Source organism: Gilliamella sp. X-60 (assembly GCF_057063585.1).
In genome coordinates this window covers 67,052-78,929 of the sequence record NZ_JBXSQJ010000012.1, presented here as the reverse complement: position 1 = coordinate 78,929, position 11,878 = coordinate 67,052, and the positions used below count along the sequence as shown (strand labels likewise).

General features: G+C 34.7%; 12 protein-coding genes, 1 tRNA gene and 3 pseudogenes. 8 read left to right on the top strand and 8 right to left on the bottom strand.

Features of this window, described 5'->3' with window-relative positions:
* Nucleotides 1-210 (top strand): transposase (locus ACYIAM_RS07905; protein ID WP_141671378.1); only part of this gene is annotated, 210 nt, incomplete at its 5' end.
* Nucleotides 211-598: 388 nt separating this feature from the next.
* Entirely contained in the window at nt 599-1,255 is a 657-nt protein-coding gene (locus ACYIAM_RS07900) for a hypothetical protein (RefSeq protein WP_483747886.1), read from the top strand.
* On the opposite strand, the pseudogene ACYIAM_RS07895 reads toward ACYIAM_RS07900, so the two are convergent.
* Nucleotides 1,250-1,987: pseudogene (locus ACYIAM_RS07895) on the bottom strand (terminase TerL endonuclease subunit); the annotation flags it as partial. The gene ACYIAM_RS07900 and the pseudogene ACYIAM_RS07895 overlap by 6 nt on opposite strands.
* 92 nt (nt 1,988-2,079) lie before the next feature.
* Nucleotides 2,080-2,151, bottom strand: a tRNA-Arg gene (locus ACYIAM_RS07890).
* 126 nt (nt 2,152-2,277) lie between these two features.
* Here ACYIAM_RS07890 and ACYIAM_RS07885 point away from each other — a divergent pair.
* Nucleotides 2,278-3,036 (top strand): MlaA family lipoprotein, encoded by a 759-nt coding sequence (locus tag ACYIAM_RS07885; protein ID WP_174797170.1) that lies wholly within the window; start codon nt 2,278-2,280, stop codon nt 3,034-3,036.
* Between the two features lie 107 nt (nt 3,037-3,143).
* Here ACYIAM_RS07885 and ACYIAM_RS07880 read toward each other — a convergent pair whose 3' ends face one another.
* On the bottom strand, nt 3,144-3,971 hold the full coding sequence (locus ACYIAM_RS07880; RefSeq protein WP_483747885.1) for a TIGR03915 family putative DNA repair protein: 828 nt from the start codon (nt 3,969-3,971) through the stop codon (nt 3,144-3,146).
* 3 nt (nt 3,972-3,974) lie between these two features.
* Nucleotides 3,975-5,240, bottom strand: coding sequence for a putative DNA modification/repair radical SAM protein (locus ACYIAM_RS07875; RefSeq protein WP_483747884.1), 1,266 nt, complete (start codon nt 5,238-5,240; stop codon nt 3,975-3,977).
* 281 nt (nt 5,241-5,521) lie between these two features.
* Between ACYIAM_RS07875 and fabB the strand changes: the two genes are divergently transcribed.
* Nucleotides 5,522-6,733: a beta-ketoacyl-ACP synthase I gene (fabB, locus tag ACYIAM_RS07870; protein ID WP_174797173.1), complete on the top strand. Its 1,212-nt coding sequence runs from the start codon at nt 5,522-5,524 to the stop codon at nt 6,731-6,733.
* 388 nt (nt 6,734-7,121) lie between these two features.
* Here fabB and ACYIAM_RS07865 read toward each other — a convergent pair whose 3' ends face one another.
* The 3 genes and pseudogenes from ACYIAM_RS07865 to ACYIAM_RS07855 all read right to left on the bottom strand — a co-directional run.
* Nucleotides 7,122-7,604, bottom strand: a complete 483-nt coding sequence (locus tag ACYIAM_RS07865; protein ID WP_483747883.1) for a hypothetical protein — start codon at nt 7,602-7,604, stop codon at nt 7,122-7,124.
* A gap of 789 nt (nt 7,605-8,393) precedes the next feature.
* Nucleotides 8,394-9,002, bottom strand: a complete 609-nt coding sequence (locus tag ACYIAM_RS07860; RefSeq protein ID WP_483747882.1) for a hypothetical protein — start codon at nt 9,000-9,002, stop codon at nt 8,394-8,396.
* Nucleotides 9,003-9,347 (bottom strand): annotated as a pseudogene (locus tag ACYIAM_RS07855) (RHS repeat-associated core domain-containing protein); the annotation flags it as partial.
* A 401-nt stretch (nt 9,348-9,748) separates the two neighbouring features.
* Between ACYIAM_RS07855 and ACYIAM_RS07850 the strand changes: the two are divergent.
* The 3 genes and pseudogenes from ACYIAM_RS07850 to ACYIAM_RS07840 form a co-directional block, all read left to right on the top strand.
* Nucleotides 9,749-9,971, top strand: a pseudogene (locus ACYIAM_RS07850) (transposase); the annotation flags it as partial.
* Nucleotides 9,972-10,005: 34 nt separating this feature from the next.
* Nucleotides 10,006-10,311, top strand: coding sequence for a hypothetical protein (locus tag ACYIAM_RS07845; RefSeq protein WP_483747887.1), 306 nt, complete (start codon nt 10,006-10,008; stop codon nt 10,309-10,311).
* On the top strand, nt 10,248-10,547 hold the full coding sequence (locus ACYIAM_RS07840; RefSeq protein ID WP_483747881.1) for an integrase core domain-containing protein: 300 nt from the start codon (nt 10,248-10,250) through the stop codon (nt 10,545-10,547). Before ACYIAM_RS07845 ends, ACYIAM_RS07840 begins: the two co-directional genes overlap by 64 nt.
* Nucleotides 10,548-10,665: 118 nt before the next feature.
* Here ACYIAM_RS07840 and ACYIAM_RS07835 read toward each other — a convergent pair whose 3' ends face one another.
* A complete protein-coding gene (locus ACYIAM_RS07835) occupies nt 10,666-11,229 on the bottom strand; it encodes a cysteine hydrolase family protein (protein WP_483747880.1) in 564 nt (187 codons plus the stop codon).
* Nucleotides 11,230-11,347: 118 nt separating this feature from the next.
* Between ACYIAM_RS07835 and ACYIAM_RS07830 the strand changes: the two genes are divergently transcribed.
* Nucleotides 11,348-11,740, top strand: coding sequence for an AsnC family transcriptional regulator (locus ACYIAM_RS07830; RefSeq protein ID WP_483747879.1), 393 nt, complete (start codon nt 11,348-11,350; stop codon nt 11,738-11,740).
* Nucleotides 11,741-11,878: the final 138 nt, after the last annotated feature.

Genomic DNA, 11,878 nt, shown 5'->3' with positions numbered 1-11,878 from the left:
ACGGTGATTGCTAAACGTAATTATGGTAAGGATATAGATAAAAGCAGTATGGATAGGTGCCTTTATCGCTATCGTCATTTAGTCGAGAATGCCTTTGCTAGAATCAAGCAATATCGTTCAATATCAACTAGATACGATAAGTTAGAAAGGAATTATGCCAGTATGGTATCACTGGCATTTATGTTAATGTGGCTGCCAATGTATTGTTGAGCAATTTATGTACAGAAAAGATCAACAGCCCCTATAAACCAATATATAAAAATTAATTGTGCACTTCTAACTAATCTTGACCCAGCAGGAATCTAAATAAACAACCAATTATCTGAATAATAAATAAATTTAAAAAATTATAGTCTAACCGTATAACATAACGTATAACATTAATCTATGTTAATCGATTTCTAACTAAGGAATCATTTAAACATTACCAATTGAAGAGTTAAAAGAAAAACTTCTTTTTTGCAATTTTATGACACTAACAACACCAACAAAATTTATCATTAATAATCAATATATTATCGGTGTGTTATTATAGTGTTGTATGTTGTTAATGACATGGTAAAATGATATTAAACAACTACAGAATAGGATTAGTAAAATGGAGTATTGGACTTTAATTTGTAATATATTATCAACAATATCTGCATTAGGTGTATTGGTTTGTACTATTATTGTTTTTAAGTTTATTGGTAAACAAACTAACATAGCGAAAAATAAAGATATCTTATTTACTTTGCAAAAAGAAACATCAAGTTTACTTTTTTGTTATTATGAAAACCATAATCAATTCTATAATACATATCATGAATTAATATTAGAACTTAATGACAATTCTATTATTCCACAAAATGTGGAAAAAACTCTGAATGATCGTAAGCTGATCATAGCTAATATGGAAAAATTGATATCAGAAAGAATAACTAAACCTCTCGAAGAATCAGCTATCAATGTTGGACTATATAAATGGTGGTTAGGGAAAGAATACTTAGATAGAATAAAAAAAATTAAAAAATCAAATGAATATGAATGCATAAAAAACAATTCAAAAGATTATGAAAAGCTAATTAAATATTTTGAATCATGTGTGGTATTACATAGCGATCTGCAAAACTTTGCGAGTTTTGGTGATGAACTTTTTAAATGTAAAGCTAAATTAAAGCAAATTATAGATGAGTTTGTCAAAAGTTATGATTTTGTGACTAACGAATTTAATATTTTATTTGCAGAACTTGCAGAAGAAAAAGGTGTCTCATAACTCAATCCCCTTAAACTCATTCAATGCTTGTTTTTGTTCGTCTGATAGGTTGATATCTATCTCACCATACTCAAGCAAGTAAGTACCGAATGACATTAGGAAAGCGACCGCAGGGTCAATCTTGTTGGCTGCTTTCTTTTTGTTGGGTTTGATATTAGCATTCGCATCGGTTTCCATCACTACATTACTTACCGCCCAAGAAAGAACAGGATCGCCATTGTGATTAATGCGTTTACGGCTGATAAATACCTCGGCAGTTTTTGACGTTGGGCTATAGCGTGCATAAGTTTGAGGAAATGGCTCAACGTCTAAGCCGATGTTCTGTAATTGGGTTCTTAATTGCGTGGCGTTCCATACATCAAAGCCAATTAGCTTGATATTAAATTGCTCGCTATCTTTTAAGATATCATCCCGTATCTGGTCATAATCGACACAATCACCTTTAGTAACTCGTATCCATCCTTGATTAACCCATTTACGGTACATCTCACGGTTTTTATTGGCCACATTATTAAGCTGATATTCAGGAATGTAATGCCGTGTTAATAATCTTACCTCGGTTTCAAACGGAAACGAATAACAGACGCTAGTAATATCACTAGTAGATGATAAATCTAATCCAGCATAGCAATCTAAGCCTTTTAAATCATCTTCTGAGTAATCAGCCTTACACGCAATCCAGCTACCAGTATTTACCCAAGGCGTGGCACCATTACACCAAATATTAAAGCGAATTTGAATTTCGCTAAATCTTACTGAATTTAGATAAACTATTAAATCATCATAAAGCTTGTTTAGATTGGTTTTTTTGAACGGTATGATTTTGACCCCAGCAGGAATCGAACCTGCAACTAGCCCTTAGGAGGGGCTTGTTATATCCATTTAACTATGAGGTCATTGGAGTACTTATTCTAATAAATTTGAAAAGATAATGCCATTTAAATAACGAAAAATTTTCTATTTTTAGTAATCATGATACAATCGCATCATCTTTAACCTTATTACTTTTAATCAAAGATACTATGAAAAAACGAATAGTTGGTATGATGTTTTCGGTAATGGCGCTCACAGGTTGCGCCTCTTATCAGTCCGAAAACAATTCCTATAGTGATCCGTTATCTGGCTTTAACAAAACCATGTTTAATGTTAACTACTATGCGCTTGATCCTTATATTTTGCGCCCTACGGCAGTCGCTTGGAAAGATTACGTCCCTTCCCCTGTTCGTACAGGTGTGGTTAACTTTTCCTCTAACCTTTCTGAACCCGCTTCAATGGTGAACAACTTATTACAAGGCGATGTTCATAAAGCTGGCACGCATTTAGCACGATTCTTTTTAAATACCGTTTTCGGTTTTGCGGGTTTGATGGATGTTGCTAGCATGTCAGATCCTCAATTACAAAAAGGTGGCAAACGGAGTTTTGGTGATGTTTTAGGTCATTACGAAGTGCCTTATGGTCCTTATGTTGTGCTACCGTTTTATGGTTCAGCAACGTTAAGAAACGAAGGTGGTAGCGTAGTTGACTCTCTTTATCCACCGCTTGTTTGGTTAGATTGGCAGTGGGCGTTAGTGCGTGGTGCGTTTGACGGTATTGAAGCGCGTGCAGTGGCGATTGAGTATGAAGATTTAATTAAAAATAGCGATGACCCTTATAACTTTATGCGTAACGCTTACTTCCAACGTAATGACTTTGTAGCATCGGGTGGTAAAGTGGACGAAAGCAAGCAAAAACAACGTGAAGAATCGATTAATGATGTTATTAATGATATCGATTCACAATAGCTTTAATTAAATTATGCTGTTGTGTTAAATCAAGTTAATAAATAAACCGCCATTAATTGGCGGTTTATTTATAGTCTTTTATTTATGATGACGCTAATTAGTCACTTTTATTTGCCTATATATTTCGATATTGGTTTCATTTCTGGCAGATAATGCCAAAATCGACTTGGCATTTGTTGCCGTTGTAATTTAGGATTGATGCGTTCTTTGATGGTTAACGCATTGCAATAGCGTAACCACATGGTTTGAAATAATGCTTCGTCTTCGGTTAGATAATGTTGATTAACTTGGCTGTTGATAATCAAATCTTCTTTATTAATAAGCGAAACAGGTTCAATACTGTGTAAATTATAAATATAACCATATTCACGCTTTTCGTCATATATTGCCCATTTTTGATCAGCAAAGCGCTCTTTAAAAAAGTTAAGCACCAACGGCAAAACATTATAAATAGGTGCAATAATCGAAAAATAAATTTTATCATCCCTATCGTTACGCTCAACAACATCTTTAAGCGGGTTGTTAATCGCATTAAAGCGTACAAATTGCATCACACGATGCCGTTCTCGGCTCACTTTTTTAGCAATATCATGCACAGTTAACACATCTTGATCGGCAAAATCTGTTTCGATTGATTTAGATGATTTAAATACCTTACAAATGTAACGAAAAACGATTAAATCACTTTCAGGCAATTCCGATAGCCAAACATACATCAAATGACGAAGCGCAACTTTGCTAATCTTGTTAATTAATGCTACGCGTACTCGTTCATATTTTACATCGCAAAATTCGACATGATGCCTATCAGACACTAACAACGGTTCGACCTGCCCTGTGGTTAATAAGCATTCAGGCATTTTTTTGAATTTAAAAGCATCAAACACAGCACAAAGCAAGCTTTCAAAGCTCTTATCATAATAAAACGCTAACATGTTTTACCAACCCATCACTAATTGCTGTGGAATATTTGTCTGTTTATCTTCTAGCAAAGGCGGATCTTGCAACGTAAGTCGGATATATTCGGCCGATGAATTGAGTAATTTGAATTTTCTCATCTCATGACAAACAACAAAAAATTGTGCACGTTTTAAAACAACGCCAATGCGTTTAAGCGCGTCAAGAGTAAGCTTTCGATGACGCCTTGCCATCACAATTAACTTGGCAGACTTAACTCCAATGCCTGGCACTCGTAATATTTTTTGATAACTATCACGATTAACATCAACTGGAAAAAACTGCGGATTGCGGATTGCCCAAGCCAATTTGGGATCGACCGTTAAATCCAGATCTGGATATTGATCGTTAACGATTTCATCGACATTAAAATCATAAAAACGCAATAACCAATCGGCTTGATATAAACGGTTTTCGCGCACTCTTGGTACTTCTTGCACAACAGGCAGCCGTCTGTCGTAGCTATTTACCGGAATAAATCCCGAATAATAAACTCGCTTCATACTTGGTCGTTTATAAAGTTTGGAGGTTAATTGCAAAATTTGCTTATCCGACTCATCTGTCGCACCAATAATAACTTGAGTACTTTGCCCAGCAGGTACAAATTTGGGTGTGGATCGAAATTTTTTGCGATCTTCAATATTTTCTAACACATTTTGATGAATTTGGCGCATAGGTTGATAGATACTTTGATGATCTTTATCAGGCGCAAGTAATTTAAGGTTTTCTTCGGTTGGAATTTCTAAATTAACACTCATCCTATCAACTAATAAGCCAGCTTGATTAATTAGATCATCACTCGCACCGGGGATCGCTTTCATATGTATATAGCCATTAAAGCCATGTTCATTACGCAAAATTTTTACCACTCTAATCATTCTTTCCATAGTATGATCTGGACTTCTCACAATCCCCGAACTGATAAATAAGCCTTCGATATAATTACGGCGATAAAATTCAATGGTCAAATTAGCCAACTCACGCGGGGTAAAGCCTGCTCTTGGAATATCATTACTTTGCCGGTTAATACAATAAGCGCAATCAAACATGCAATAATTTGTCAGCATAATTTTAAGTAACGAAACACACCTTCCATCGGCAGTAAAGGTATGGCAAATACCAGATTTATGTGCATTACCGATACCTTTAGCTTTATTACTTCTTGATGCACCACTTGACGAACAAGAAATATCATATTTTGCTGATTCGGCTAATATCTCAAGTTTGGTTATCATTTTTTCGGACATATTTAACTCACCAAAAACACTGTTTATTTATACAGTTTACAGCAACCATATAAAGCTTTGCAAGCAAATATTACAGACTAAAACAACCATCACTGATACCGCTTTTAGCAACTTTTTATAAGGTTATAATTGATTTAATTGCTTTATTTATATAAGTAATCAAATCAATATCAGAAGATTAAAATAAAAAACACGGCAAGGTATTGTTCAGCTTACAAGTGTACGCTATAATCAACGCACTTTTTTGTATGAAGCCAGATAACTTAGGAGCTAAATAGTAAATGAAACGTGTTGTAATTACAGGGTTAGGAATTCTTTCAAGTATTGGGAATAATACTAAAGAAGTTTTAGAATCACTAAAAATCGGTCGTAGCGGTATTACCTTTTCCCAAGAAATGAAAGATAGCGGAATGCGTAGCCATGTATGCGGGAATGTCAAGCTCGACACGACAGGACTGATTGATCGCAAAGTTGTTCGCTTCATGAATGACGCTTCTATTTATGGTTATCTAGCTTTACAACAAGCCATTGAAGACGCAAAATTGACTCCAGAACAAGTCTCTAACCCTCGCACTGGTTTAATTGCTGGTTATGGTGGCTCAACCAAAACACAATACAATGTCGTTGCTGGCATGAAAGAAAAAGGCCTACGTGGTGTTGGTCCTTATGCTGTAACCAAATCAATGTCATCGGCGATTTCGGCTTGTTTAGCAACCCCATTTAAAATCAAAGGGATTAGCTACTCAATGACATCTGCTTGTGCAACATCAGTTCACTGTATTGGTCACGCTGCCGAACTGATTCAACTTGGCAAGCAAGATATCGTTTTTGCCGGTGGTGGTGAAGAACTGTGCTGGGAAATGTCATGCGAATTCGACGCCATGGGTGCTTTATCAACCAAATATAACGACAACCCAGAAAAAGCATCACGCGCTTATGATAAAAACCGTGATGGTTTTGTTATTGCTGGTGGTGCCGGCATGGTTGTTGTTGAAGAATTAGAACATGCCCTTGCGCGCGGTGCTCATATTTATGGCGAACTTGTTGGCTATGGTGCAACATCAGACGGCCATGATATGGTTGCCCCATCAGGCGAAGGTGCAATGCGTTGTATGCAACTTGCTATTCAAGATTTAGATGTTCCAGTTGATTACATCAACACCCACGGCACATCAACCCCAGTGGGTGATGTCAAAGAGTTATGGGCAATCAAACAAGTATTTGGTGATAATATTCCAGCGATTTCATCAACCAAATCAATGACAGGTCACTCATTAAGTGCAACTGGTGCACAAGAGCTTATTTATTCATTATTAATGTTAGAACATGGTTTTATTACACCAAGCATTAATATTGATGAACTTGATGATGCAGCAATTGGCATGAACATTATTACCGAACCAACCGAGCGTGAACTTACCACAGTCATGTCAAATAGCTTTGGTTTTGGTGGTACAAATGCCTCAATTGTCATGAAAAAATACAAGGGTTAATAAGTAAATTTAACGATATTCATAAAAAGCCGTTCTGTAATGAACGGTTTTTATTGACAAAACAACGCCACTGACTAACTTATCACTGACAAAAAGAACACCTAAAAACAGCAATAACCATATTAAAGGTTATAGCACCTTACTCAAAACAGCTTATGTACGTTCGTTTTGCGGATATTTAAAAATCTGCTCGGGCTAGCCTCATTGTTGAATAATCCCTGATCGATAAAAATCACACGGATCGGCATTTTTTTGGCAAAGTCCAGAAGATAATGTGAGGCACTAAACTATATTTTTTAATGATTCTTTCAGCAATTAGGTTAATTATTAAACTTGCATTGCCAATTTGATATGTTAAATAATATCCTTATAAATTAAAATTGGAACTTTATTCTACAGGCTCTAACGAAACTGCCATTTCTAATACTATATCTAAGTAAGACTTTTCTCCATTACTGCCTTTTCTTTTCAATTCATCATGAGCATAGACAATTTCAACTTTAGAACCTATTTGAAAAAGTTTCTTATCTTCTTTTCCAATATAATCATAAATGCTTTCTTCACACGTAGAGCCATCGTTTAACAATAAACTAAAACTATTATCAAATGATGATGGATCTTGACCTGCCACGTAAGTTCTAGTTATTACTCCAGTTACATACTGTAAAGGCATTCGACCTTGGTTAATGCTATCCCACCATTCTTGGGTTCCAAAAAGGCCATAGGTACCTTTTAATCCCATGTATGGTTTTGATTTATCAAGAGTAAGTGATTGTGTCAATGTAATTTGTTCAGGTTTAGCCTTTAACTCTTCAGATAAGAGATAAACTAATTTCATTGATATTTTTGAATTTTCTAACTTTAATAGCATATTTTACCTTTAATTTTACTTTTTCAAAATGAACAATATTCTCATTAAAAATTTCTATGCCTCTACCTTGTGCAAGTTAGGTTGTCATTTGCCCACCTTCAACTTTAAATCTTGATGGTAGGTTTCGTTTATTATCTGCCCATAGGCATTATACAGGCATTCATAGAGGGGTCACCCATGTTGCTGGTGAGGGCGATGGTCGTTTTGGTACCAGTAGAGTTTGATATTATCTTGCTGGGCATTGTCATGGGCAAGGGCTAACAGATGTTAGGAAACTGGCTCGTAAAGATACGTTTGCCAGTGGCTATTATTATCGGTTTCGGCAATAAGCTGGCTACCTTGCCACAAATTTGCCTAGAACAAATTTGAACAACGCCTTAGCGTTGGCTCTACAAGGGGAGTCTCATGGATGAGACGAATAAAAAAATTCGGAGGTTTTATTGTCCACCGTTTTGCTAGTACGCCGATCAAAGGCATCATGAGTGTAGGTGATAATTAGCCCTGCCGGCTTAATCACGTTGATTAACCGGTAACGGCAGTCGTATTGATAATGGGTGACTAGGCTGTGTGTTTTCCCGCGTTTTTCGGCAATCAGATTACCAAAGCGGTCATAGTTAACTTGTTAGAATTTATCATAAAATTAACACTAACATTAGATGGCTAGAGGTATTCAGTTTTACTGTTAGTCGATACAATAATGATTAAAATCTAGCAAAGCAAATCAATTATTAAGCTTGCTTTGCTGATTTGATATGTTAAATACAATCTATCTACAATTAAAATTGGAACTTATTCTACAGGCTCTAATGAAACTGCCATTTCTAAAGCTGTTTTAGAGCGATTTATTTTGCCATCAAAATCAGGTTGTAATTTCATTTCATCTAATGCATAAACGATACTTGCGCTATAGCCGATTTTAAATAGCTTGGAATCTACTCTTTTATTTGTATAAATACCAACAGATTGAATTGTTCCATCTTCAAGTAATAAATCAACTGTATTATTAAAATTTGAGGGATCTTGTCCTGCTACATAAGCTTTTTTAATTATTCCCGAAATAAATAATAAAGGGATTCTCCCTTGCTCAATACTATTCCACCACTCTTTTGAACCAAAAAGACCATTGATACCTTTAAGACCTATTGTCGGTTTTGATTTGTCTAATGTTAATGCTTGTGTCAAAGCGACCCTTTCAGGATTATTTTTTAATTCCTCTGATAATAAAAAGACCATTTTCATTGGTACTTTTGAATTTTCTAACTTTAATAGCATATTTTTACCTTTATTTTCTTTTTCAAAATGAACAATATTTTCATTAAAAATTTCTATGCCTTTACCTTGTCCAAGTTGGGTTGTCATTTGTCCGCCTTCAACTTTAAAACGTGTATTTGTTTTCATCTATTTTCCAGTTTTAATCGACATAGTAGGAAACACTTTTGCTGCCGCAGAATTTGCTGCAATACCTATTTCTTGTAGTTTAGAAAATGTGCCTTGTTTAACAACGATTTTTACGGTTACTCCATTATATTTTGACGAATATGTTAAAACTGGAGATATGGAAGTTTCTATTGTTGGAGGCATTATACCTGTTCTAAGTTCTATAAAATCCAATCCTAATAGCTCTATTCCGCTAATAGGATTATTACCCACATATCGATATAGATTGATATCACTTAAAATATCAAGCGGATCTTGGGTGATGTACCTACCTGTAAACGGGTCGTAATAACGAGTAAGGTTATAATGTAAACCTGATTATTCGTATCATCCTGATACTCATCTTTACAGGGTCAATGCTAAAGCATTGTTCAAATTTGTTCCAGACAAATTTGTCTTCGTCAAAATACTGCCCTTGAAAGCCTTGGTTTTACGGGACGGTGTGGTCTTCTATCGCAAGGAAACAATAAGAGTTGAAATTTTTGTCAAAAACTTTCAGGTAACTATGCGTTTTAGTATAAAATTTCTTTTTAGTCGGGCTGAGTTTTCGGCTTTTCTTAATGCTAAATAAATAGCAAAATAGTTTTTTACGGATAAAAAATATTAATTTTATTTTTTTAAGGAGCGTAAAATTGTAACTACCCCCTAAAATAGTACAGCAAAAAAGTAGAAAATTCTCTATGATAAAATTAAAAGAGGATTGAAACATGAAAAAGATGACAGAGCACCAAATCGTATCGATATTAAAAAAAGCTGAGGCTGGTATTCCCGTTAAAGAACTTTGTCGTAAATATGGCATGGGCAACTCGACTTTTTATAAATGGCGAGAAAAATACGTTGGTATGTAAATCTCTGATATTAAACGTTTAAAGGAACTGGAAGCTGAAAATCGTAAGCTTAAACAGATGTTTGCACAGCTCAGTTTAAAAACTCAGCTTCAGGAGGAAATCATAAAAAAGCTTTAGTGCCCACAAAGGCACGTAAAGCTTGGGCAGTGCAATTGCAAGAAAGTCATTCTGTTACTATTGCCATGAGCTGCGCAATTGTTGGCTTAAGTCGCTGTGCTTACTATTATCAACCTAAGTTATCGGATGATTCGGTGATTATATCAGTACTCAGTACGATGACTGACAAGCATTTACGCTGGTGCTTTCCCCAATGTTTTAATCGCATCAGAAAGCTCGGCTATATCCACTCAAAATACGAGTGGATAATGGATCGGAATTCACTGAAAACACGTTCACTTATTGGGCAAAGCCACATGATATAACCATAGATTATATTGAGCTCGGCAGCCCATATCAAAACGGGTATATTGAACGATTTAATCGCACCTATCGCACAGAGGTACTAGATTTATATTTATTTAATAATCTAGAACTAGTAAGAAAGGCAACCGAAAAATGGCTAACCAGTTATAACACCGAAAGATCTCATAAAGCACTAAATAATATGACGCCGATTGAGTATAAAACACTAAAACAAGTAATATTATTTTCTACTTAAATATTGTACTAAGTTTGGAGTATTTACACATAAATTAGACGACCAAATTGTCTAGTTATAAGGCTATTTGCCTTGTGGGTATTCATTACCCATAATCTTTTAATTACAATGCAATAATTTATAAAATAGTCTGTTTGGTTTGAACAAACATTTCACAACTTACAACCGATGCAAAATTGGTTAAGGCTGACATAAAGCTGTTATGTACCACTTGGGATGGAATCGTTTTACCATCAAATTCGAGATCACAAGTTGTACAAGCATCATGGATTAATATCGGTTGATAACCTAGTTCGGATGCGTGACGTGTTGTTGAGTCAACACACATATGGCTCATCATTCCACAAATAACAATCTGTTGGATCTGTTCTTGTTGTAATTTTTTTTGTAGCTCAGTTTGATAAAAACTATTAGGGAATGTTTTTTTGACAAGATACTCATGCAAGTTACCAAGCGGTAACAAACTTGGATGAATTTCAGCGCCTAAACTTCCGTTAGCAAAAAAATCCGCATGAAGATCAGGTTTTATATGCTGAATATAAACGATCGGTAGTCGTTGTGATCTAAAGTGTTTTTGTAGTTTTAAGGTATTTTGTAATGTTAATTCTGTATTGTTTAGAGTGAATTTACCCATCGGGAAATAGTCATTTTGTACGTCGATAATTATTAACCCTTGTTTCATTGTTTTGTCCTTAAATTATGTTTGAGTTGATAATTATGCGATAATTACGCTATCTGTTACATAACGAATTGAAAGTATTATTACTTACCTACTTTCAATATGAAAAAGATGAACAAGTATGGATAAAAAAGATCGCGCTATTTTAGATGAACTTAAAAAAAATAGTCGTCAATCATGGAAAGAAATTGGCGAAAAAGTATATTTGTCAGGACAGGCTGTTGGACAGCGAGTTCAAGAATTGTATAATAATCATATTATTGAAAAATTTACTATTAAAGAAAAAACAAATCAGCTTCAGTTTATTACGATTTATATGAATTCAAATCAATTCACCTCGTTCGAAAACATGGTCATGTCGTTTAAAGAAATCATCGAATTTTATAAAATCACAGGCGATGGGTGTTATTTTATAAAAAGTGAATTTACAGACCAAAACTTACCACATTTTTTAGACAAACTTGAGCTCTATTGCCGTTATAAGGTTAGTCATCAGTCAAAAATGATTAGATAACTCTATTTTAAAGATTTACATCTAAACTTGTTTACTATTTTTTATATAAAAACAAAAAACAGTTGCGAGTAGGCAATTTCTGTTATATTTTGTTCAATAGATTTAATTATTAACTCAGTTAAAGGTTTTTATTTTATG

Bases quoted from the DNA above. Each gene is read 5' to 3' on its own strand.
- ACYIAM_RS07900 (WP_483747886.1), top strand. From the start codon at position 599: ATGGAGTATTGGACTTTAATTTGTAATATATTATCAACAATATCTGCA.
- ACYIAM_RS07885 (WP_174797170.1), top strand. From the start codon at position 2,278: ATGAAAAAACGAATAGTTGGTATGATGTTTTCGGTAATGGCGCTCACA.
- ACYIAM_RS07880 (WP_483747885.1), bottom strand. From the start codon at position 3,971: ATGTTAGCGTTTTATTATGATAAGAGCTTTGAAAGCTTGCTTTGTGCT.
- ACYIAM_RS07875 (WP_483747884.1), bottom strand. From the start codon at position 5,240: ATGTCCGAAAAAATGATAACCAAACTTGAGATATTAGCCGAATCAGCA.
- fabB (WP_174797173.1), top strand. From the start codon at position 5,522: ATGAAACGTGTTGTAATTACAGGGTTAGGAATTCTTTCAAGTATTGGG.
- ACYIAM_RS07865 (WP_483747883.1), bottom strand. From the start codon at position 7,604: ATGCTATTAAAGTTAGAAAATTCAAAAATATCAATGAAATTAGTTTAT.
- ACYIAM_RS07860 (WP_483747882.1), bottom strand. From the start codon at position 9,002: ATGAAAACAAATACACGTTTTAAAGTTGAAGGCGGACAAATGACAACC.
- ACYIAM_RS07835 (WP_483747880.1), bottom strand. From the start codon at position 11,229: ATGAAACAAGGGTTAATAATTATCGACGTACAAAATGACTATTTCCCG.
- ACYIAM_RS07830 (WP_483747879.1), top strand. From the start codon at position 11,348: ATGGATAAAAAAGATCGCGCTATTTTAGATGAACTTAAAAAAAATAGT.